Source organism: Psychrobacter sp. UBA5136, assembly GCF_002414005.1.
Classification (GTDB): domain Bacteria; phylum Pseudomonadota; class Gammaproteobacteria; order Pseudomonadales; family Moraxellaceae; genus Psychrobacter.
Window position 1 is genome coordinate 22657 of sequence record NZ_DHYG01000001.1, and the last position, 23707, is coordinate 46363.

A 23707-nucleotide genomic window follows, 5' to 3' on the forward strand; every position below is an offset into this window, starting at 1 on the left:
AGAGCGGCATGGCAGTCATACATATTGATGGAACCACTGTCGAAGTAGATAGCAGCGACAACTTGCTCCAAGCTTGTTTGTCACTCGGCATTGATGTGCCGTATTTTTGTTATCACCCAGCCTTAGGTTCAGTCGGCTCTTGCCGTCAGTGCGCGGTTAAGCAGTATCAAAATAAAGAAGATATGGAAGCGGGCCGTGGTCGCTTGGTGATGTCTTGTATGGTCGCTCCGGGCGACGATATGTACATTTCAGTGACCGACGATGAAGCCAAAGCGTTTCGTAAATCGATGGTTGAGCTATTGATGGTTAACCATCCACACGACTGTCCAACCTGTGAAGAGGGCGGACATTGTCATTTGCAAGACATGACCTATATGTCAGGTCATAGCCGTCGTCGCTATCGCTTTACCAAGCGTACCCATCATAACCAAGACCTTGGACCGTTTATCGCTCATGAAATGAACCGCTGTATCGCTTGTTATCGCTGCGTGCGTTTTTATAAAGACTACGCAGGCGGCGAAGATTTGGGCGTTTATGGCTCAAACGAGCGCGTTTATTTTGGTCGTGATAAAGACGGTCAGTTCGAAAGTGAATTTTCAGGCAACTTAACCGAAGTGTGCCCAACGGGCGTATTTACCGATAAGACCCACTCTGAGCGCTACAACCGTAAATGGGATATGCAGTACGCGCCAAGCATCTGTCATGGCTGCTCGGCTGGTTGTAACATCTCAGCGGGTGAGCGTTATGGCGAATTGCGCCGTATCGAAAACCGCTATAACGGTGAAGTAAACCGTTACTTCTTATGTGATAGAGGCCGCTTTGGTTATGGTTACGTCAACCGCGCAGACCGTCCAACGCAAGCGCTTGAGCGTATCAATGACAAGCATGTCAAAATCAATATCGACTATGCCCTTGACGAAACCATCAAGCGTATCAAAGATAAAAAAGTCATCGGTATTGGCTCACCGCGCGCGAGCCTTGAAACCAACTTTGCGCTAAAAAACATGGTTGGCTTTGAGAATTTCTCAACGGGTTTAAACCATCAGCAGCAAACACTGGTCAATAAATGTATTGAAGTGTTAAGCACCGAGGGTATTTACAATCCTGGTATGGCTGATATTGAAAGCCACGATGCGGTGTTGGTATTGGGTGAAGATATTACCCAGACTTCATCACGTGTGGCGCTATCGATTCGTCAAGCAGCAAAAAATGAAGCCATTAAAATGGCAGCAGCGACCAAAACCCAGTCGTGGTTGGCAGAGCCAGTTAAACGCATTGGTCAAGGCGTACAAAGCCCGGTATATGTCATCGATGTTATCCAAACCAAACTTGAGGATATCAGTAAGGTCAGCGTTGTGGCAACGCCTGAAGATATCATCAAACTTGGCTTTAAAGTTGCGGATGAGATTGCGAATTTTGCTGACGATTTGGCAAAAATAGCAGAAACAAACTCAGACAGTGATGTGGATACTCATATTGACGCTATGCAAGCTTTAGCTCAGCAAATCGCTTATGACTTAATCCAAGCTGATAAGCCGCTGATTGTTTCGGGTACGAGCTTATCATCGACTGCACTGATAGAAGCAGCGGCGCAAATCACCCAAGCATTAAGCCAAAAACGGGCGGCGATTAAAGCCACTGAGCAGCAGCAGGTCGAGGCACATAATGCTAAGGTCGAAGCTGCCGAAGCGCAAGCAGCAACGGCGCAGCAAAGCGAAGACAAAGACTTGTCTGCTAAGCCGAACAAACCGGAAACCGGCGTTGATACAGAAGCGCAAGACGATGTCGAGCGCGAGCCTGCAACCAAGCCTGAGCTAAAAGAGGTGAATAAAAACTATCACGCTCAAGCCGGTATTTACTTAGCCGTTCCTGATGCCAATAGTGTTGGCGTTTGTATGCTGGGCGGTCAATCGGTTGAAGAGTTATTAGCAACTGATTTTGATGTGGTTATTGTTGCTGAAAACCAGTTAACGGATGCCATTGATGCGCATAATTTAACCCAGCTATTGGCCGATAAAACCGTTATTGCCCTCGATCATCAGCTGCTTGATTGGCATAAAGATGTCGATATCGTCTTGCCAGCCGCAAGCTTTGCTGAAGCGGATGGTACGCTCATCTCTGCTGAAGGTCGCGCGCAGCGCTTCTTCCAAGTTTATGATAATAATTATTATCATCCAATGAGTAGTATTAAAGAAGGCTGGCGCTGGTTACATGCGGTGCATAGCAGCTTAGAAGGCCGTGATGTCGATTGGACCTTGCTTGATGATGTCATCAATGCGCTAATCACCACCCATCCTAAACTTGCTGGTATTAAAGATGCTGCTCCTGACGCCGATTACCGTATGAACGGTCTTAAAATTGCCCGTCAGCCGCGCCGTTATTCAGGTCGCACCTCGATGCGTGCGCCAATATCGGTGCATGAGCCGATGCAGCCAAAAGATTTGGATACCGGTTTAACCTTCTCGATGGAAGGCTATAGCGGTAAACAAACCCCAAGCTCTATGATTCCCTTTGCTCGCGCTGCTGGTTGGAACTCACCGCAGGCGTGGAATAAATACCAAGATAAAGTTGGTGGTAGCCTTAGAAATGGTGATCCAGGCGTGCGTCTGTTTGATCAATTAGAGCGCCTAGCCAAGCGTCAATATGTCGCACCAGAATTTAATTCGGTAACGACGACAGATATGCAACAAGGTCAAGCAAAACTGGTGCCTGTGTATAATCTTTATGCCAGCTCTATGATGGCATCACGTAGTCCAGTGGTTGCTGGGCAGTTGCCAGTAGCAGCATGGCGCGTCGGTATCGACGATGCCAAAGCATGGGGTCTTGCAGCGGGTGATTATCTGGCGATTGAGATTGATAAACAGCAAATTACCTTACCCGTTGAGCTCGTTGGTTACTTAGCAGAAGGCTGTATTGGCTATCCGGTTGGGCAGGTGAGTATCATTCACCCGTCCATGCCAGCGTCAGTACGCAAAGTTGATGCGCCAGTGACGATGATGGGCAGTATGGCAACGGATAATACGTTAACCGCCAATACCAATAACCGCGCCGCGCCAGTAAGCAGTGCGCCGACCACCACACAGGAGGTGTAATTTGCAAGTTACCCGTATTATCCCTGATGTGCCAAGCTTTTTGGCTGGTATGATGACCTTTGATACTTGGTCGATACTATTTATGGTCGTGCAAGCGCTGGTTATCTTTTTAGTGGTCGTTATTGTGGCAGCGTTGATGATTGTTTATGAGCGCCGGATGTTAGCGTTGTGGCAAGACCGTTACGGTCCCAACCGTGTCGGTCCGTTTGGCTCGCTACAGCTGGTTGCCGATATGCTCAAAATCTTCTTTAAAGAAGATTGGACGCCAAACTTTACCGATAAGTTTATGTTTACCTTGGCGCCTGCGGTTGCCATGTTTACCGCCTTGGCATCTTTTGCCATCATTCCTATCTCACCAACCCTTGGGGTTGCTGATTGGGATATCGGTATTTTGTTCTTCTTTGCCATGGCAGGTATTGCAGTTTATGCGGTGATGTTTGGTGGTTGGGCTTCTGCCAATAAATTCTCTTTGCTCGGCGGCCTACGTTCCGCAGCGCAAACCATCAGTTATGAAGTGTTTTTAGGTTTATCATTGATGGGCGTTGTGGCGCTAACAGGTTCATTTAACCTACGTGAAATCGTTGAGTCGCAAATTGATGGTTGGTATATCATTCCGCAATTTTTTGGCTTTTTAACCTTTGTCGTTGCCGGTGTTGCTGTCACCCATAGACATCCATTTGATCAACCAGAAGCCGAGCAAGAGCTTGCTGAAGGTTATCATGTCGAATATTCGGGCATGAAATTTGGTATGTTTTTTATTGGGGAATATGTCAACGTCGTGCTGATTTCTGCACTGATGACCTGCCTGTTTTTTGGCGGCTGGCTTGCACCGTTTAACTTAGATATTCCTTTTGTTCCACCAGCTTTTTGGTTCATGATTAAAACGCTATTTTTTATGACCATGTTTATTTTGGCTCGAGGCTCACTCATACGTCCGCGCTATGATCAGGTAATGAACTTTGGTTGGAAAATCTGCCTGCCGGTAACCTTGATTAATTTATTGGTGACTGCTGCGGTGATTTTGATTTTTTCCCCAACGTTATAGTCATTACTAGTAGCCATCACTAGCCATCACTGATGAACTAGGGTAAAGCTGATAAGGATAATAATCCCATGTTTACTACTATAAAAAAGACCGTCATTGGTATGTTTACCATTGTCCGCAGTATGTGGATGGTCAATAGTCATGCAATCAGGCCGCGCGACACCATTCTTTATCCAGAAGAGCCGGTGCCAGTACCGCCGCGTTTTCGTGGTCGTATTGTGTTGACGCGCGACCCTGATGGTGATGAGCGCTGCGTTGCTTGTAACTTATGCGCCGTGGCCTGCCCAGTTGCCTGTATTTCTTTGCAAAAAGCAGAGCGTGAAGATGGCCGCTGGTATCCAGAGTTTTTCCGCATCAACTTTTCACGTTGTATTTTTTGCGGTTTGTGTGAAGAAGCTTGTCCGACGACGGCGATTCAGATGACGCCTGACTTTGAGATGGGTGAATATGTCCGTCAAAACTTGGTCTATGAAAAAGAGCATTTGCTCATCTCTGGCCCTGGTAAATATCCCGATTATAACTATTATCGCGTGACGGGAATGGCGGTAGCAGATAAACCAAAAGGCGCGGCGCAAAACGAAGCGGCACCGATTGATCTAAGGAGCTTGCTACCATGATGAATATCTTAAATAGTCCTGAATTGGCAGGGTTTTATGCGCTGGCAGCAGTGGCAATATTTGCCAGCTTACGCGTGGTGACGCTCGCCAATCCAGTGCACGCTATTTTATCGATGATTGTGTCGTTATTGGCCATCTCAGGTATTTTCTTTGTGTTAGGTGCGCCATTTGCTGGGGCGCTCGAAATTGTCGTTTATGCTGGCGCCATTATGGTGCTGTTTGTCTTCGTCATTATGATGCTAAACCTTGGCATGAGTAATGATGAGCGTGAAGAGCGCTGGCTTGATGCTGGCACTTGGGCGATACCGACGGGGTTAACGATTATCATCGCGGTTGTGCTGTATGCGTTGATAGGTCTTAACCATACGGATACGGCGATGATTGGTGGTACGACGATCTCAGCTAAAGCGGTCGGTACGGTGTTATTTACCAAATACGTTATGTTGGTCGAAGTGGCAGCATTGCTATTATTAGCTGCGTTGGTTGCCGCTTATCATTTGGGAAAAGAGTCTAGCAATGATGAGGTTGTCAGTCATATCAGTCAAAGTGACGATAGCCAAACGCTTCATCCAAATGTAGCCAATATCAAATCATACGATAACAATATGCGTCAAGATAGCTCGTATATAGATGGCACCCTTACAGAGGGTGATGCGTTAAGGCTTGCTGAAGAATACGAGTATAAAGATGTCGACCCGCTTAACTATGTAGGTAAGCAGGTAGGCATACAACGAGTCACGCGCAAGGAGTCAGACTGATGGTACTAGCAGCAAGCGTGGCACAAGAGGTTGCAAATGTGCCGTTTGCCCACGAGGTAGCAGGCTTTGTACAGCCAGTTGCTGAGGCGCAAAATGTACTGGGTATGATACCCATAAGTCATGGTCTAATTTTGGCCGGTATCTTATTTGCGATTGGTCTATGCGGGGTCATGGTACGGCGTAATTTCTTATTTATGCTGATGAGCCTTGAGATCATGATGAATGCCGCGGCTTTGGCATTTGTGGTGGCAGGTAGCCGCTGGGTCGATCCAGATGGACAGATTATGTTTATCTTTATTTTGACCCTAGCAGCGGCAGAGGCGGCCATTGGTTTGGCAATATTATTGCGGTTTTATCATCAGCGTGGGCATCTCGATGTCGATAGCGCCAATGAGATGAAAGGATGATGTCATGAGTTTATTACCATTAACCTTTATATTCCCGCTCGTTGGCTTTTTGATTTTAGCCTTTATGCGCGACAAGTTAAGCGAGCAGGTGGCAGCGATTGTCGGTGTCGGTAGCATGCTGCTATCAGCGCTTTGTACGCTGTTTGTCAGCTATACCTTTTTAACCAGTCATCCCGCCGGTACAGTCATCGAGATGCCGCTATGGACGTGGTTCCAAGTCGGGGACTTCGCGCCAAGTTTTGGCCTAAGCTTTGATGGCTTGGCATTGACGATGACGGGTGTTATTACCGGTATCGGCTTTTTGATTCATCTGTTTGCCGCATGGTATATGAAAGGTGAAACAGGCTTTGCGCGCTTTTTTAGCTATATGAACTTGTTCGTTGCCAGTATGTTATTGCTGGTGTTGGCAGATAACTTGTTCTTGCTCTATCTTGGCTGGGAAGGCGTTGGTATCTGCTCGTACCTCTTGATTGGTTTTTATTATCAAGACCGCGCCAATGGTCGGGCTGCGATGAAAGCCTTTACTGTCACCCGTGTTGGCGATGTGTTTTTGGCCTTTGGTTTGTTTTTATTATTTCGCGAATTTGGCACCTTGCATATTCAAGAGATTATTACTCGTGCGCCAGAAATCTTTGATATTAACAATCCAACCATGATTTTAACCACCATAATGCTTGTTGGCGGTGCGATGGGCAAATCCGCGCAGTTGCCGTTACATACCTGGCTTGCTGATGCGATGGCAGGTCCAACGCCAGTTTCAGCATTGATTCACGCAGCAACCATGGTTACCGCCGGTGTCTATCTGATTGCGCGCCTGCATCCCTTATTTCTCCTTACGCCGGGCGTCCTTTTGTACTGGGTTGGGGCAGTGGGCGCATTGACGTTAGTTGTTGCTGGTTTTTGTGCGCTGGCACAAACCGATATCAAACGTATCCTTGCGTATTCGACCATGAGCCAAATCGGCTACATGTTCTTAGCACTCGGCGTTGGTGCATGGCAGGGCGCAATCTTTCACTTGATGACGCATGCTTTCTTTAAAGCCTTGCTATTCTTATCATCAGGTGCGGTCATTCTTGCGGTACACCATGAGCAAAATATCTTTAAGATGGGCGGATTGCGTAAAAAGATACCGTTAGTGTTTTGGTGTTATATCGTCGGCGGCGGGGCATTAGCAGCAATTCCTTGGGTCACGGTAGGTTTTTATTCTAAAGAAGCGATTTTGTGGGAAAGCTACGCAACCGGACACCAAGTTCTATTTTATATGGGTGTATTCGGAGCGTTCTTAACCGCGATTTATACCTTCCGAATGATTTGGATTATCTTCTTTGGGGAAGAAAAAACCCATGCGCATAAATTATCTGGGGTGTCCTATTGGTTGCCACTGACGGTGCTACTGATATTATCAACCGCCGTTGGTGCTTGGATTACGCCGCCATTACAAGGCGTGTTGCCAGAGAGCGCTGGGCATTTATTAGAAGTGGCGGGCCGTGCGCATGACAAACATACGGCGGAATATATCGCCATGGGTGCGATGCTTGCAGGCCTAATTATCGCAGCACTGTTATATGTCGCTGATAAAGGTCGCATGTTGACCCGCTTTAAGCGCACGAGTATTGGTGCGTCGTTGTATCATTGGAGCTATCACGGTATGGGCTTTGATGCGCTATACGATATAGTTTTTGTAAAACCCTTTTTGTTCATCGGCCGCTTATTTAAAGCCGACCCTATCGATAAAACGTGGCACATTTTACCTAAGCTGGCTTCCGCTGGTAATAAGGTATTGTCTGCAACGCAAACAGGGTCACTTCGAGGTTACGCTGCAAGCTTTGGCTTGGGTGTGGCTGTATTGCTCGTGCTGGTAATGATGACGGTGGTATAAGATGATAGAGTTACAACAAACGTGGATGCTACCAGCATTGATTGCAATTCCTTTTATTGCAGGGTTGCTGTGCTGGTTGGTCGAACGCTTTAATAAACGTCTGCCGCGCTGGATTGCTTTAATCGGTATGACGTTAACCTTTGGATTGTCATTGGTATTGTGGCAATACGGCGATTATAGCGGCATGAGCAAGCAGGTGATTGCGCCTGACGCCGCGGTGCCATGGGTTGCTGAATTTGCGGTGCCATGGATACCGAGCTTTGGTATCAGTTTTCATTTAGCGCTAGATGGCTTATCGCTGCTGATGGTTGGTTTAACAGGACTGCTGGGTATTGCCGCGGTTGCCTGTTCGTGGAACGAGATCCAACGCCGCGTTGGTTTCTTCCATCTCAACCTTTTGTGGAGCTTAGGCGGCGTTATTGGGGTTTTCTTGGCCATCGACCTGTTCTTATTCTTCTTCTTTTGGGAGATGATGCTGGTGCCTATCTACTTCTTGATTGCTATTTGGGGTCATGATGTGATCGGTGGCAGAAGCAAAGAATACGCGGCAACCAAGTTCTTTATTTATACCCAAGCCTCTGGCCTTATCATGTTGGTCGGTATCTTAATATTGGTCATTATCAGCTATGCGCAAAAAGGCGTGGTCAGCTTTAATTATAATGACTTGCTTGGCACCTCACTTGGCGGCTGGGAATATCCCATCATGCTGTGCTTCTTTATTGGCTTTGCGGTTAAATTGCCAATTTTCCCTTTTCACGGCTGGTTACCTGACGCTCATGCGCAAGCGCCAACCGCAGGTTCGGTGGATTTGGCGGGGGTTTTGATTAAAACCGCTGCGTATGGTTTGATTCGTTTTGTCTTGCCATTATTCCCAGCAGCATCACAAGACTTCGCGCCGATTGCGATGACGTTAGGCACCATTGGTATCTTTTACGGTGCGTGGCTTGCCTTTATGCAAACCGATATGAAGCGCTTACTGGCTTATACCAGTATCTCGCACATGGGTTTTGTGGTCTTGGCCATTTATGCTGGTACGTTAATCAGCCTACAAGGTTTGATGATTCAGATGCTGGCGCATGGTTTAAGCTCGGCAGCTTTGTTTATTATGTCAGGGCAGCTATACGAGCGCTTGCATACGCGCGATTTGACCTTGATGGGCGGTATGTGGGGTCAATTCCGCTATTATGCGCCGATACTGATGTTCTTCTGTGCCGCCCTACTAGGTATCCCGGGCACAGGTAACTTTATCGGCGAGTTTATGATTTTATTTGGTGCCTTTGCTGAGTATCCGGTGTTTGTGGTATTCGCGACATTCAGTTTGGTGTTGGCAGGTCTATACTCGCTTATCTTAATTCACCGCGCTCTGTTTGGTAGCAATAATATTAAAGAAGTGGCGTTACGAGAAACCGAAGCTCATGGTTTGCCGGCGCGCCCATTAAAAGATTTGGGTAAGCGCGAGCTGTCCTTGCTGCTTATGCTAGCGGCAGGGTTGGTCTGGCTCGGACTGTATCCACAGCCGTTTCTTGATACGTCAAGTCACGCCATGCAGTGGATTAATAACGCCTATATATACAGTCAAGTGACACAAGTAGATGCATCACAGCTGCTTGATGCAATGGAGGCACGTTAAGTCATGAATGAATTTACGATGAATGATTTGATGGGGCTTATGCCTTATGCGCCAATCATTGCGGTAGTGATGACGGTATTGGTGGTCATGATTGCCATTACGATTAAACGCTCGCATATGGTGATTGGTACCATCTCGGTAATCGGTCTAAACGTCGGTTTGTTTACGCTGCTTGGGCAAATGGCTGGCATCATCGATAGCGGGGCGCTTGTGCCAACCGCCGAGCAATTATTTGTTATCGATAACTTTGCGCAGTTTAATATGGTGGTTATCTTTATCTGTGCTTTGGCCTGTTTTACGCTGTCTTATGCGTATTTGGCCGATTTAGACGATCATAAAGAAGAGCTGTATTTGCTCATGCTGTTATCGACCGTTGGCGCGCTACTGATGGTTAGCGCTCAGCATTTAGCCTCTTTCTTTATGAGCCTCGAGATGCTGTCGATTCCGCTATACGGCATGCTGGCATATACTTATATGCGCAGACGCTCGCTTGAATCGGGGTTAAAATACTTAGTACTATCAGCCACAGCATCGGCAACGCTGCTAATGGGTATGGCGTTTATTTATGCGCAAGTGGGCTCGCTCGCCTTTAAACCTATTAGCATGACCTTGGTTAATATTTTTGAGTCGCCACTGTTAATCGTCGGTACAGCGATGATGATGTTTGGTATTGCCTTTAAATTGTCTGCTGCGCCATTTCATATGTGGACGCCAGACGTTTATGAGGGCGCACCCGCACCTATCGCTACCTATTTGGCATCAGTCTCCAAAGTGGCAATGATGGCGCTTGCTGTTCGCTTCTTGATTGATACGTCGTTATTGGCGCTGCCATCGGTACAAATGCTATTAATGGTTATGGCAACCTTGTCGATTCTAGTGGGTAACTTGCTCGCCATTCGCCAAACCAGCCTTAAGCGTCTGCTTGGTTATTCGTCCATTGCCCATATGGGTTATGTGCTGATTGTGATTGTCAGTATCGGTTCAGCCGCTGATAGTATCTCAAGCATGTATATGGCGATTTATGCCTTTACCTCTATCGGTGCCTTTGGCGTCGTAACCTTGATGTCGAGCCCTTATCGCTTGGCAGGTGAGGCCGATGAGTTAACCCATTACCAAGGGCTATTCTGGCGCCGTCCGGTATTGACTGCGGTTATGACTATTATGATGTTGTCATTGGCAGGTATTCCATTAACAGCAGGCTTTATCACTAAGTTGTTTGCGATTCTTGCCGCCGTTCAAGGTACTAATTGGTTCTTGGCAGCAATGATTATCTTGGGTAGTGCCATTGGCCTGTTTTATTACTTACGCGTTATGCTCACGCTATTTAAACGTCCAAAACAATTTATTGAATTTGACGTTTCAAAGCAGTGGGGCCTGCGTACCGGCGGTATCATGGTTATCGCCGTCACGGCCATCATTCTCTTCTTTGGGGTGTTGCCAAATAGCATGATTGAATGGGCAAGTTTGGCTCGCATTTGGTAAGCATAAAAAGATAAAGTGAGCGGCTGCATTATAAGTTAATTGCTGCCGCTACATATGATAGTTCCGTTAGAAAACTAAAAGATGCGCCAGCTTTATGTTAAGCTTGGCGCATCTTTTATTTGTAGCCTTTAAAAATTGATAATGATAGCCATCTATAACAGACAAGCAATAATTATTAATAAAAAACGAGGGTGATTTATTATCATGAGTGACAATATTCAAAAAGTAACGGTGCTTAGCAAAACCACCTGGACGCCCAATCTCTTTAGCTTCACCGTCAGCCGTCCTGATAGCTTTAAATTTACTGCTGGGCAATTTGTACGTTTGGGCGTTAATGCCAGCCAATTAAACTACTATAAACAGCAGGCTAAAGCCGGTGATACTGATGATAAAGAACTGGACAAAACAGTAAATGAAGCGCTAAATGAAGATATTTTCCGCGCGTATTCTATTGTATCGTCACCCTTTGATGAGGTATTAGAATTCTTCTCTATTGTTATCCCTGATGGCGCCTTTACCTCACAGCTACAACACCTAGAAGTCGGCGATGAGCTATTACTAAACACCATGCCTTTTGGCTTTTTAACTTTAGCCCGTTATCAAAAACCGCTGCCAAAAGATTTATGGTTTCTGGCCACAGGTACAGGTTTAGCGCCATTTTTATCAATGCTTCAAGATTTAAAGACTTGGGAAGATTACGAACATATCGTATTGGCTTATAGCGCACGCTCGACAGAGGAGCTTGCTTATATTGACAAGATTGAAAGCTTGCAAGAAGATTTTGGTTCTCTGGTTGATAATCCAGCCAAGCTTATTTTTATTCCTATCGTTACCCGCGAGCCTGTCGAGGGGGCATTGACAGAACGTCTGCCAAAGCTGTTATTGGATGGCACATTGCAAGCGCGCGCAGGTATTGACTTAGACGTCGATAGCACACATGTCATGCTATGCGGCAACCCAGAGATGGTAGAAGATACCAAAGAGACTCTAAAGTCGCTCGGGTTGGTGATGAATCGCCGCGGTGAGGGCAATATTGCGGTAGAAAACTACTGGTAATGGCAATAACGGTTTAGATCTACTATAAGCCTATAGTCAATGAAAAGTAATATCGATACACCACATACTGCTTGTACAGTTTTTTCTTGCTTGCTGTGCCTACGCAGACAGAGGCTGCAAAAAAACTATACAAGCATTACCGTAGCGTTTTTAAATATCTTAACTATACTTTACTTTATTAAAAATATTCTTTCACCATTAAAAAAGCGCTAACTTTTAAAGATAATAATCTTAAAAGTTAGCGCTTTTTTTAATAAAGACATTTAAATAGCGTTTAGGGTGCTTTTAGCATTTTATGAAGAAGGTTCTAAACTTGGCTCAGTAGCGTCATCGATCGGATTGATAGGACCTTGCATCAATTCAGGCTCATCCTTGTCGCTAATGATATCTTCATTGGCGCTGCTTGCCAGCAAATCGCGATAATTGATTTGCGTTTTAAGCACCAATTGCTCTTCTTCGAGCTCGCCATAATTTACCTGTACTTTATGTAAGGTGCTGATAATTTTTTTGTTCTTTTTGAGCCAGCGATTGATATCAAGGTAAATAATCTCTTCTTTTGCCCGCGCGATGTTGATATAAGACAAAATAAAGCCCAAAGGGTCTTTTTTAAGGACACTATGATAAAACCAAATAAAAAGCTTGAGACCTTGGCGCTTGATAAACGACTCGCAGCGTAGGTTAAGGACATCGGTATAAGTTCGCTGTCCAAAGACAAGGCGCTGGACGTTGCGATCAAGCTGCACGTGCACCAAACTAAAATTACTTGCCACCTCGGCATAAATGCCGCCAACATCGACCGTGCAATACAAGCGAAACCAGTTGTCGTGTATCTCAGCGCGCAGCTCTAAAATGGCCTTGACATTATCGGTGACGTATTTTTGCAAAGCATCGTTAACGTAGGTTTGCGCGACCGGCAAGGACAGTTCATCCTCGAGTTTATCCGTCGTTTTGTTATAGATACTTTTGACTGCTTGGGTCAGGCGCTCCCAGCCATCGTTAAATGATTCATCAAAACGGTCAGCGATAGTCTCAAATAACTCCTCAAAACTGTCCGAATTATCCGTGTTGTCCATATGATCAAAGTTACTCAAACTTATTATCCTTATAATTATGGTGTCATTTTTAGTGACAGGCGCAAAAAGTACTTATAAAACAGTATATATTAAAATGGCAGCAGGCAAAATGGACGTCTCCGTTTTGTCCTTATTAAGCAGCGCTGCTATTTACCAGCGATTGGGCAAAACCGTTATTAAGCAGCGCTGCTATTTACCAGCGATTGGGCAAAACCGTTACTATGCACGCCTTTAAGGTGCACGCCTTTAAGACGTAAAACTCTGCAAATCTGGGTTGCTAGATTAGCAGTGGATAAGCAGGCAAGTCTGTTAGTGGCGGCGATATACGCTTGTGCTAGCGAGACAATTCTATGTCATGGTATGATAGCGCCGGCATTGGTCGACAAGTGCTCATTTTATTTAAGAGCGGCTACACACGCCTTTTACCAACTATCCTTGTATTTATCAGCTGAGATTCACTGTGGCCTATATTAAAGACTCGCAAAGCTATCATTTTTCAGCGCAAGCGCCCAAGCGCGATATCAGTCTGCCTATGGCGGTGGTTATCGCTGTTAGCGTGCATGCGCTGGTTATTTTTGGTATCAGTTTTTCGATGGGACAAGACCCTGCGGGCTTGATGCAGGACGTTGCAAAAGCCCTAACCGATAATATGCAGCCGAATGAAGATGCGCAGTTTATTGCCAATGCCTCGCAAGAAGGCGGCGGTACGGTGCAAGAACAAATACGTCAAGAGACGGATCAGAGCAGTCCGGTGTCTGCTGAACAAATGAGTGAAACGCAAGATGTCATTGACCTACAGCGTCAAGTTCGGCAGCAGCGCTATCAAGAAAGCTACCTGCGTACAACGTTAAGTTGGCGTGAAGCAAGCGTTGAAACTGACAATGATAGCAAACAAGAACAAGATGACATGCTGGCGCAAGAAGAGCGCCTGCGCAAGCAAATCGCCACCTTGGAAGCACAACTGTCGCAGCGTCAGCAGCTTTATGCGACCAAATCAAAAGTCGTGACCATCGATAGCAATTCGACAACGCGCGGTGCCGCTGCTGATTATATCAATACCTTTCGTGAACACGTCGAGCGGGTTGGCAATCTGCAATATCCTAGCCAAGCACGCGCCCAAGGTATCACGGGTGAGGTGCGTTTGATGGTCGTTATCGGTAATGACGGTAATATCAAAGCCATTCGTTTGCTTGAAAGCTCAAACTCGTCCATACTAGATGAAGCGGCCAAGCAATCGGTCAGACAAGCCGCGCCCTTTGGTAAATTTACCGAAGATATGAATGATATTGTTGAGCTGCGTCTGATACGTACCTATCGTTACAGTGATAGAGTAGACGTCACCTATTAACTTTGTTTAAATTTAGTGCCGGTCTTATATAGTTATTATGCATTTTTTAAAAAAGGTTAAATGATAATAAACATTAAAAAGACAAAAATTAATGATCAAACAGTTTGGAAATAAAGAGCCAGTATGGAATTTTTAGGTTTTACCGTCGATCTTGCTACCTTAACAGAAAATGCGCTCAGCATTGCGCTTAAAATCGTATTTGCCTTATTAATATTTATGATAGGCCGTTGGTTAGCAAAGAAAATCGTCGCCATTAGTAATCGCATTATGTTACGTAGCCATTTAGAGGCGACGGCGGCCAATTTTTTAAGCCGCGTATTATATGGCATATTATTGGTCATCGTGATTTTGGCAGCGCTTAGCAAAGTCGGCGTGCAGACTACTTCAGTCGTTGCTATCTTGGGCGGCGCGGCAGTGGCGATTGGTTTGTCACTCAAAGATCAGCTATCCAACTTTGCCGCTGGTATTATGATTGTGACCTTTCGCCCGTTTGTTCGCGGGGACTATGTACAAATTAGCAGTTACACCGGTACAGTCACCGAGATTACCTTGGTCAATACCCACTTGACGACCATCAATAATCACGACATTATCATTCCAAATGGTGATATCACCACCTCGGCGGTGATTAACTATACGGCATTACCCAACCGCCGCGTCGATATCACTGTTGGTATTGGTTATGACGCCGATATCAAAACCGCCAAAGATATTATGCTGAATCTGGCCAAAAACAATCCACTGGCCTTTACGGATCCAGCGCCTGTGATACGTGTGACCAACTTGGGTGACAATTCAGTCGATTTAACCTTAAATGTTTGGACCACCAATGATGATTGGTGGGCGATGCAGTGCGATTTATTAGAACAATTCAAAAACGCCCTTGATGATAACAAGATTGACATTCCATTCCCGCAGCGCAGCGTGCATGTCAAAGGCTTAGACCAGATGATTAATCAGATGGATCAAGCGCAAAAAACCATGTTAAAGAAAAGTTAAACAAGTCTAAAAATCTTAGAGATAAGGATTAGGTAGGCCTAGTCCTGCCAAAATAGCAATCTCAAAGCTTTCCATCTCATCTTGCTCGGCTTGTCCGAGCTCATGGTCAAAGCCCAGTAGGTGCAGTATACCGTGTATCAATAAATGGCTGATATGCTGCGCCACGGTCTTTTTTTGCTCAGTAGCTTCGCGTACCACCACAGCATGACAAATCACCAGCTCGCCTAGCGGCAACGTTGGCATCAAGCCAATGATTGCCGCTGGCAAGTCGCTTGGGTAGGATAAAATATTAGTAGCATAATCTTTGCCGCGCGCCTCTAAATTTAGCTCTTGACCCTCAACTGTATCGGTAATATAAATATCGAGCGCTTTGGTTTTCTCTTGCCATATCTCACTATCGATATCGTTAAAGTAAGGCAGCGTCAGACCATGGTTAATACGCTCATCGATATTTTCCAGTGTCGCTATCATGACTTTTAACAATTTCTCACGAGGATAAAACGTCTTGAGTATCTCGTCATCGATACTATCGGCGGCGCTGATATCAAGCGTGGCTAAGTTCTCGTCATTATTAAATGCGGCTAATTTTTCATCGTTATTATTATTAAAACGGCTATTAATATTCTCATCTAAGTGATTGTCAGTATCATTATGTTCGGCTGGGCTCATGCTACCCTCCTTTATTATGTCAATGTGAAAATATCTAAGATTAATTAACTAGCAATAAATGTTTAACACTAAAAAACCGGATATCAAATCCGGTTTTTTCTCGTCCATATACGTATTTTAAGAGAGATTATAACTTAGCGGCGGCGTCAGAAATGGCTTGTTTACGCTCTTGCTCTTTCATGCGCTCAAACTTACGCTTTTCTTGTAAGGCAAGTTGCTCTTCATCAAAGACGTCATAAGCTTCAACGATTTTTTGCACCAATTGATGGCGAACGACGTCTTTTGAGTCAAACTTAGTAATATGAATCTCTTCAATACCGCTTAAGATATCCATCGCTTGTGCCAGACCTGATTTGTGCCCACGCGGCAAATCGACCTGAGTAATATCACCAGTAATAACCGCCCGCGAGCCGAAACCTAAGCGCGTCAAGAACATTTTCATCTGCTCAGGCGTGGTATTTTGCGCTTCATCTAAGATAACAAACGAATTGTTTAGCGTACGACCGCGCATATAAGCAAGGGGGGCGACCTCAATGATTTGCTTTTCAAGCATTTTACCGACTTTCTCAAAGCCAAGCATCTCATACAGCGCGTCATATAAAGGACGTAAATACGGGTCAATTTTTTGGGTCAAATCTCCGGGTAAAAAGCCCAGTTTTTCGCCAGCTTCTACCGCCGGACGCACCAATAAAATACGCTCAATCTCGTTGCGCTCAAGCATATCGACCGCACAAGCAACAGCAAGATAGGTCTTACCCGTACCAGCAGGCCCAATACCAAACGACACATCAGAGGCTAAAATATCTCTGACATAACGCTGCTGATTACCACCGCGCGGAATGATTTTACCTTTACGGGTACGCAGACTAATGGGCGTAAAGTCAGTAGCGGTTTCTAAATTATCAGCATCTTCCTCGGCAGCCGATTGCTTATCAGCTTCTATATCTTCATCACGGGCGATGCTCGATTGGATGATTAAGTGCAGCTCTTCGGCGCTGATATCTTTGGTGTTTTGCGCTTCATCGATCATTTTATAAATGATGCGTTCGCCGCGCTCAACGCCCAAAATATCGCCACTTAAACAGAAGTCGCCTTGGCGTTGGCTGATTTTAATATCGAGGCGTTCTTGGATGTATTTCATGTGGTTATTGTATTCGCCGAGCACGGTTTTCAGCTGTGCTGGGGTCAACGATTCAAAATGTATACGGCGGCTTATGGAATCAGTCAAGCGATTATCCTTGTATTTGGTTGCCCGTTGCATGTTCGTTACTTCAGTGCATTAGTGCTTCTGTGCATGATAGTCGAGCGGGCTTTAAAAATAAAATAATACGTCGTGTTTCAATGCTTTTTCATTTTCATTGCGTTTATAACGGTTATGTAAATACTAAAAGTAGTGCTAATAAATATGACGGCAAAATTTTGCTAAAAATAGTTGTTGATAAGATGACGGTGATAAGTAAATGCCCTGTCTTCATTATGGTAGATAGAATTTAAAATTCAAGCCATTTACAGGCGGGCAGGGCTTTGTTTTTGTATGGTGATTGCAACTGTAGATGATACACCTTAGAGCGAAAACGGCAACAAAACTAAATAGCCACTATGGTTATGGTCAGGAGCACAGAATGATGAATGATTTGTGGTAATCTAGAGCTTAGATAATGGCGGTGTAAAAGCTAAGTTTGTAAAGGTAGAAGAACAAGGTATTTTTTAGAAAAATAATATTTTTTGAATGTAAAGTCTTCGCGTCTAAACGCGTGCTAAATGGGAAATAATAGGAATAACAACCATGCAACATACTGAAGCAACTTTATCAATAACCAATCCTGCTAAAGCCAGTCTTGCTAATAAAGCGGCTATGACTGAGCAGCAAGTCCTTATCGCCGGCGGCGGCCATGTCGGCTTGTCTTTTGCGCTGTTGCTTGCTCATCATGGTATCGCTAGCACTCTGCTAGAGAAAAACAGCTATCCAACCATCAGTCCAAATGACGACGCTAAACGCACGCATTATTTAGACAGCCGCAATACCGCGCTGTCACGGCGCACGGTACAGATTTATCAAGAGATTGGGCTATGGGATGAGCTACAAAGTCATGCTTGCCGAATTGATGCGGTACAGATTAGTGAGCAAGGTAGCTTTGGGCGCGCACAATTAAATAAAGCTGAGGAGCAGGTCGAGTCATTTGGGCAAGTGATGGAAAACGCGTGGCTTGGACGTAAGCTATTGCTCGCGGCTCAGCAAGAACCGCTGATTACTTTGATTGATAATGCCAATGTGATAGCCGTTGATCAACAAAGCGATGGCGTGACGCTAAGCTTTAGCTATTATGGTGAAGAAGAGCATGAGCAGCAACTGCAGGCCAGTGTTTTGGTTGCCTGTGATGGTCGCGACTCTACTGTACGTCAGTTATTAAATATCGGCACTACGACTTATGACTATAAGCAAACCGCTATTGTTGGGGTGGTAGAGACCGATCAGCCGCATGAACATATCGCTATTGAGCGTTTTAGTCCGGCAGGGCCGCTTGCGGTGTTGCCATTGACCGATCCAGAAGGCGACGGCAATGATGACTATCAAAAAGGCTATAGACGCTCGGTAGTTTGGGTTTGTCCAACTGGGGAAGAAACGCAATATTTAGAAGACGATGCCCATTTCTTAGCAACTTTGCAGCAAGCCTTTGGCGCGCGCGCTGGCACGTTTAAAAAAGCTGGTCGCCGCGGCGCTTATCCATTAACGCGGGTACTGGCAGATAAACAAGTTGACGGTCGCTGCGTCATAATGGGCAATGCAGCTCACACCTTACATCCGGTCGCTGGACAAGGGTTTAACCTATGTATGCGTGATGCCCATGTACTGGAGCAAATGATGAGTCGGCAGATGCTAAAAGGTGAGGATATCGGTAATCCGACTTTGCTAAAGCGCTATGAAAAAGCCCGTCAAACCGATCAAAAACGCGTCATTCGCTTCTGTGATGCGGTAGTCCATGGCTTTACGCATCCAAATCCAGCCGTGAAGCTGGCACGTAACGTGGCCTTGGTTGCCTTTGATAAATTACCGAATATTAAACCATTAATTGCCAATTATGCGATGGGCTTGAAATCTTAGTATTTATCAGCCTTTAAAAATAAAATCCAACATTTCAGCTGCTTGCTAAATCCCATCAATATGGCAGATAGCATGAATAACGCGACAAAGGATGTTTTATGAAAAATAACCATACGCTCATTATCGGCGGCGGTATCGTCGGTGCAACCCTGGCGCTAAAACTGGCACAAGCTGAGATGCCAGTGACGCTTATTGATGCGCGCCCTAAACGTAGCGAGGCAGATTGGCAAAAGGTGCTTGGCAAGCGGGATGCGCGCGTTTATGCCTTAAGCCTTGCCAGTATTAACTTACTCAAAGACGTGGGCGCTTGGCAAAAGATAGCGGCATCAGAGCGCAAAGCCGATTATACCCAAATGCAGGTGTGGCAATTAAATGGTATGGGCGAGCTATTATTCGGTGATAGTGAGGATAATAATGATGACAGTGATCAAAACGCTGAACCCAAAATGCTTGGTAGTATGGTTGAGCCGGCCGTTATCGAATATGCATTGTGGCAGCGTTTATCTGCATCTGATGTCAGTCAATATTTAACCGTTATCGATGGGCACAAAGTTATCAATATGGATTGGCTTGGCAGCGCACAAGGTTACCGTGTGATGCTAGATGATGGCACGGTGATTAATGCGCGTCTATTGGTTGGTGCTGACGGTCGTGGCTCGTTTGTGCGTAAGCAAGCAGGTATTGAGCTCGATGTGCTTGATTATAACCAAACCGCGATTTGCTGCGCCATTCAAACCGACAAGCCGCACCGAGCAACCGCCCGTCAAGCCATGCTACCGACCGGTACATTGGCATTGTTACCGTTAGCCGATATCACCGATGAAGATAAAGCCAATCCAGAGCATTGGCAGTCGATCGTATGGACACTGCCACGCAATCAAGCATTGGCATTGTTGGAAGAAACGCCGCGCTACATCGCTGATAAACTGGCGGCTGCTAGTAATTATGAGCTGGGCGCTATCCGCGAGATTGAATCCATCGCCAGCTTTCCATTAGCCGCGCAGCAAGCAAAAAGCTACGTCGCCGATAATTTAGTCTTAATCGGTGATGCCGCGCATGGTGTGCATCCGCTGGCAGGCCAGGGGCTAAATTTGGGCATGCTTGATGTGAAGGCATTAAGTGAGCAACTCACCCATGACTATGCGCGCAGTGGCAATAAGTTGTGGGGTACGAACCAAACCTTGCGTAGCTATGAGCGTTTGCGCCGTCCACATAATAGTTTGATGATGCACAGTTTTTCGGCGCTTAACTGGCTGTTTGCAGGTTCGCTTGCTCAATTGCGTCCTATCCAACAAATTCGTAATGAAGGCATGTATCGCGTGAGCAAAATTAAACCATTGATGCGCTTGTTTGCTAAGCAGGCGAGTGGGGTTTAGCGTTTTAGACTTAAGGAGGAGTAAAGTATGAACGTGAAATTACGGACAATAACGCTGATGATGACAGGCGTTTTAGCACTGACAGGTTGTCAAACTGCTGACCTGTCTAAGCAAACAAGTCAAACTATCAACATGCCAACGGTTGTGGTTAATGTAGATAGCGACGGTGATGGCGTGCCTGATGAATTCGATCAATGTCCAAATACAAAAATGGAAAGTAATGTAGTAGTGGATGACAGAGGCTGTCACCTCATTATGGGACCTGACATGAGTTTAAAAATCGAGTATAGTGCCTTTTTTGCCAAAGGTAGTAGTGAGCTACTTCCAAAATATCAAGCTGAACTGGATAAAGTTAGTGAAATAATGAATACGCATACTACTTCTACGATGCGTATAGAAGATAGATGATGGTGATCCGATAGCTAAATCAAATACTTTAGCTAAAAATAGAGCGCTGATGGTTAAAAACTATCTTTTATTAAAACACGGCATAGAGCCTAGTCGTTTAACGACTTTAAATTGTGACGCTAGAGCGCCCATTGCACCTAATGATACTGAGGAGGGCAGAGCTTTTAATCGTCGGGTTTATGGTTTATTAACTGAGCCTGACAGTGACTATCCTATCAATTTAAAAGACGGCATCTGCGTTGAATTTTAATGATAAATAGCTGTCAGCTCAACATAAACAAAAAATTGTTTTTGAAGGTATTCAGAGAGGGTAACCATGCGAATGAATAAATGTAGCTCTTTATTGCTGCTAGCAACATCTATAGCGTTAGCTGGCTGCCAAACTACTATAACTGCGCCGTCTAAAGAGTTACCTCAACATAAAAACATCAGAACGATGCAAGCAACGATTGATTCAGACGGCGATGGCGTTCCTGATGACATCGACCAATGTCCTGCTACGCCGTGGAATGTAGTCATCGATGAAAGAGGCTGTCCTTTAGCGCCTATAGGGGTAGGTCTAAGAATGGAATATCGTGCTTTTTTTGACAAAGACAGTAGTGAGCTTTTGCGGAAGTACCAAGATGAACTGGATAAGGTCGGTATGAAAATGCAGGAGTACAAAGGCGCTATCCTATGGGTTGAAGGTCATAATTCAAGAACAGAGGTTGATAGCGCCGATTTAAACAATCACAATCCGTTAGCGCAAGCTCGAGCTGATAATGTTAAAAACTATTTAATTTCAAAGTTTAACTTCGCTCCTGAGCGCATCACGACGATTGAGTATGGGGCAAATAGACCGATTGCGCCATCCGATACTGAAGAAGGCAATATGCTTAATCGGCGAGTGTATGCGCTTGCGACTGAACCTGATAAATAAAAAAAGTAATTTTTATTAAAAGGACAAAGTAATCATTAAGAAGGACCTTACCATGACACCAAAAGCGTATTTAGCCATTAGTATTTTTAGCAGTGTTTTTACGTTATCAGCTTGTCAAACTGCACTGCAATCGGTAACGGCTAATCAGCAAGCGCCTATCGTAGCGCCCGTCGTTCCGGCAATTTTGGATTCAGACGGCGATGGAGTGCTTGAAGATATAGACGAGTGCCCTGACACGCCACCTAACGTAGTAGTTGATGCTAAAGGCTGTCAAATAATAATTGAGGGAGGCGAGGCACTAGAGATGGAATTACGAGGATTTTTTGCACCGCTGAGTAGTCGATTAATTAATACCTATGATAAAGAGTTTGCAAAAATTGAAGAAAAGCTTAACGAATATCCAGATGCTAATGTTTTTATTTTTGGGCATTTGTCATCGAATGAGCTTGCATTATCAAAGACCAATGACAACTTATCACGCCAACGTGCACTTACTATTAAAAACAGACTTATAACCGAACATCGTATCGCATCTGACCGTATTACTACTTATGACTGCTTAGATCGGTATCTTTCTACCAATATAGATCTGAGTTATGATGATCCTGAACAGATCGAATCCAAAAACAGAAGAGTCGTTCTTAAGGCAAGTAGACAAGTCCAAGATTTATCGAATCTAAAATACGCGAGTTATACAGAGAGTTATGGTAAGTATGCCAAGCACTGTGAGCTCTTTGAATAATAACGACTGATTTTCATCAACCTTTAAAACTTAACCTTACCCCAACGCCGAAAACAACACCATCAGCACTGGCGAGACAATATTAATAATAAAACCAAAACTAATTGCCAGCGGCACGACTTTTAGGCCACCAGATTGTTGAATAATAGGCAGGGTAAAGTCTAAACTGGTCGCGCCGCCAAGTCCTACCGCTGCTGATGGATATTTACGCATAAAGACGGGAATAAACAATAGCGCAAAGAACTCACGTACCAAGTCATTAAATAGCGCCACACTGCCCCAAACCGCGCCATAAGCATCGGTCATGATAATTGCTGATAGCGAATACCACCCAAAACCTGATGCCAATGCCATTCCCTTAGTCCAAGAGACATCGCTAAACATCAGCGCAAAGATAAGCCCGCCGACCAGTACAGCTAGCGTAAAAATGATACTCATCTCCACACCACGCTGATTAAGTAACACCTCTTTTAAAGTAATGCCCGAGCCTTTTAGGCCAATACCGACCAGTAAGATTAATATCATGAGCATGACTGTCATGGTGTTTTCAGGCGGCATGTAATCGGCTGGCAAGAAATAGCCAATGACAAAGCCAATCACCACGCAAAATACTTGTGCTAGGCTGCCGCGAATACTGACGCGGTGCTCTTTAGATTTGACGCTAGGTTTTTTGGCATGCCATGGACGCAGACGGTCAAACAGCATCAAGGCAAATAAGCCGGTACCAATCGTTAGTATCGACAATATAGTGACATATAGCGCAATTTCACCTATTTGACTGCCAAGCCCTTCCACTTGCGACAGCTCAATACCAATCAAACCTAAGATGATAAAGACCAAATAAGACAAGCTTTTATCGGCAAGCTTAGTCATGGTTGGGTTTGAGGGAATGGCAAAGCCAATAAACATCGGCATTAATACCAAAACAAGAGTAATCAGGCTTTGCATGGTGATGGGCTCGCAGCTTTTATGATTTTTATCAAGGCAGTTTCAAGAAGGCACTTTTAACAAGGTCTTTTTAGGAAGCTGGAGATTGTATCATATCACCGCGTAAATGCTGGAAAACCAATACTAAAACCGAAGTCATATTCGCCATATTATTGC

Annotated in this window: 22 protein-coding genes; 18 read left to right on the forward strand and 4 right to left on the reverse strand. The window is 45.1% G+C overall.

From position 1 onward, the window contains the following. Nucleotides 1-8 precede the first annotated feature (8 nt). From nuoG to B4240_RS00130, 9 genes are all read left to right on the forward strand, one after another. Nucleotides 9-3092 carry an NADH-quinone oxidoreductase subunit NuoG gene (gene nuoG, locus B4240_RS00090; protein WP_296236154.1) on the forward strand — a complete coding sequence of 1028 codons (3084 nt, stop codon included), beginning with the start codon at nt 9-11 and terminating at the stop codon, nt 3090-3092. 49 nt (nt 3093-3141) lie between these two features. Continuing rightward, entirely contained in the window at nt 3142-4137 is a 996-nt protein-coding gene (gene nuoH / locus B4240_RS00095) for an NADH-quinone oxidoreductase subunit NuoH (protein WP_296236193.1), read from the forward strand. A gap of 68 nt (nt 4138-4205) precedes the next feature. Further along, nucleotides 4206-4754, forward strand: a complete 549-nt coding sequence (nuoI, locus tag B4240_RS00100; RefSeq protein WP_191692298.1) for an NADH-quinone oxidoreductase subunit NuoI — start codon at nt 4206-4208, stop codon at nt 4752-4754. Then, nucleotides 4751-5512 carry an NADH-quinone oxidoreductase subunit J gene (nuoJ, locus tag B4240_RS00105; RefSeq protein ID WP_296236156.1) on the forward strand — a complete coding sequence of 254 codons (762 nt, stop codon included), beginning with the start codon at nt 4751-4753 and terminating at the stop codon, nt 5510-5512. Before nuoI ends, nuoJ begins: the two co-directional genes overlap by 4 nt. 98 nt (nt 5513-5610) lie before the next feature. Then, complete coding sequence (gene nuoK, locus B4240_RS00110) at nt 5611-5919, forward strand: NADH-quinone oxidoreductase subunit NuoK (RefSeq protein ID WP_296236195.1); 309 nt, start codon at nt 5611-5613, stop codon at nt 5917-5919. A 4-nt stretch (nt 5920-5923) separates the two neighbouring features. Continuing rightward, nucleotides 5924-7798 (forward strand): NADH-quinone oxidoreductase subunit L, encoded by a 1875-nt coding sequence (gene nuoL / locus B4240_RS00115; RefSeq protein ID WP_296236157.1) that lies wholly within the window; start codon nt 5924-5926, stop codon nt 7796-7798. A 1-nt stretch (nt 7799) separates the two neighbouring features. Next, complete coding sequence (gene nuoM, locus B4240_RS00120; RefSeq protein ID WP_296236158.1) at nt 7800-9428, forward strand: NADH-quinone oxidoreductase subunit M; 1629 nt, start codon at nt 7800-7802, stop codon at nt 9426-9428. Nucleotides 9429-9431: 3 nt separating this feature from the next. Next, nucleotides 9432-10910, forward strand: a complete 1479-nt coding sequence (locus B4240_RS00125) for an NADH-quinone oxidoreductase subunit N (protein WP_296236159.1) — start codon at nt 9432-9434, stop codon at nt 10908-10910. A gap of 204 nt (nt 10911-11114) precedes the next feature. Beyond that, complete coding sequence (locus B4240_RS00130) at nt 11115-11966, forward strand: ferredoxin--NADP reductase (RefSeq protein WP_296236160.1); 852 nt, start codon at nt 11115-11117, stop codon at nt 11964-11966. 293 nt (nt 11967-12259) lie between these two features. On the opposite strand, the gene B4240_RS00135 is transcribed toward B4240_RS00130, so the two are convergent. Beyond that, nucleotides 12260-13039: a hypothetical protein gene (locus B4240_RS00135; RefSeq protein WP_414707053.1), complete on the reverse strand. Its 780-nt coding sequence runs from the start codon at nt 13037-13039 to the stop codon at nt 12260-12262. Between the two features lie 109 nt (nt 13040-13148). Between B4240_RS00135 and B4240_RS00140 the strand changes: the two genes are divergently transcribed. From B4240_RS00140 to B4240_RS00150, 3 genes are all read left to right on the forward strand, one after another. Further along, a complete protein-coding gene (locus B4240_RS00140; protein WP_296236163.1) occupies nt 13149-13274 on the forward strand; it encodes a hypothetical protein in 126 nt (41 codons plus the stop codon). A 225-nt stretch (nt 13275-13499) separates the two neighbouring features. Further along, nucleotides 13500-14387 carry an energy transducer TonB gene (locus B4240_RS00145; RefSeq protein ID WP_296236164.1) on the forward strand — a complete coding sequence of 296 codons (888 nt, stop codon included), beginning with the start codon at nt 13500-13502 and terminating at the stop codon, nt 14385-14387. 123 nt (nt 14388-14510) lie between these two features. Next, nucleotides 14511-15386, forward strand: coding sequence for a mechanosensitive ion channel family protein (locus tag B4240_RS00150; protein WP_296236165.1), 876 nt, complete (start codon nt 14511-14513; stop codon nt 15384-15386). A 15-nt stretch (nt 15387-15401) separates the two neighbouring features. Here B4240_RS00150 and ybeY read toward each other — a convergent pair whose 3' ends face one another. Both ybeY and B4240_RS00160 read right to left on the reverse strand, forming a co-directional pair. Beyond that, nucleotides 15402-16055, reverse strand: coding sequence for an rRNA maturation RNase YbeY (gene ybeY / locus B4240_RS00155; protein WP_296236166.1), 654 nt, complete (start codon nt 16053-16055; stop codon nt 15402-15404). Between the two features lie 127 nt (nt 16056-16182). Continuing rightward, nucleotides 16183-17316 carry a PhoH family protein gene (locus tag B4240_RS00160; protein WP_414707049.1) on the reverse strand — a complete coding sequence of 378 codons (1134 nt, stop codon included), beginning with the start codon at nt 17314-17316 and terminating at the stop codon, nt 16183-16185. A gap of 594 nt (nt 17317-17910) precedes the next feature. On the opposite strand from B4240_RS00160, the gene B4240_RS00165 reads away from it, so the two are divergent. The 6 genes from B4240_RS00165 to B4240_RS00185 all read left to right on the forward strand — a co-directional run bounded on the left by B4240_RS00165 (nt 17911) and on the right by B4240_RS00185 (nt 22603). Continuing rightward, on the forward strand, nt 17911-19158 hold the full coding sequence (locus tag B4240_RS00165) for an FAD-dependent monooxygenase (RefSeq protein ID WP_296236196.1): 1248 nt from the start codon (nt 17911-17913) through the stop codon (nt 19156-19158). Nucleotides 19159-19256: 98 nt separating this feature from the next. Continuing rightward, entirely contained in the window at nt 19257-20534 is a 1278-nt protein-coding gene (locus tag B4240_RS00170; RefSeq protein WP_296236168.1) for an FAD-dependent monooxygenase, read from the forward strand. Nucleotides 20535-20561: 27 nt separating this feature from the next. Further along, entirely contained in the window at nt 20562-20942 is a 381-nt protein-coding gene (locus B4240_RS00175) for a hypothetical protein (RefSeq protein ID WP_296236170.1), read from the forward strand. A 49-nt stretch (nt 20943-20991) separates the two neighbouring features. Beyond that, nucleotides 20992-21192 (forward strand): hypothetical protein, encoded by a 201-nt coding sequence (locus tag B4240_RS11570; protein ID WP_414707051.1) that lies wholly within the window; start codon nt 20992-20994, stop codon nt 21190-21192. Between the two features lie 66 nt (nt 21193-21258). Next, nucleotides 21259-21861: an OmpA family protein gene (locus B4240_RS00180; RefSeq protein ID WP_296236171.1), complete on the forward strand. Its 603-nt coding sequence runs from the start codon at nt 21259-21261 to the stop codon at nt 21859-21861. Between the two features lie 52 nt (nt 21862-21913). Further along, nucleotides 21914-22603 (forward strand): OmpA family protein, encoded by a 690-nt coding sequence (locus tag B4240_RS00185; RefSeq protein WP_296236172.1) that lies wholly within the window; start codon nt 21914-21916, stop codon nt 22601-22603. A 36-nt stretch (nt 22604-22639) separates the two neighbouring features. On the opposite strand, the gene B4240_RS00190 is transcribed toward B4240_RS00185, so the two are convergent. Beyond that, entirely contained in the window at nt 22640-23551 is a 912-nt protein-coding gene (locus B4240_RS00190) for a lysine exporter LysO family protein (protein ID WP_296236173.1), read from the reverse strand. Nucleotides 23552-23707: the final 156 nt, after the last annotated feature.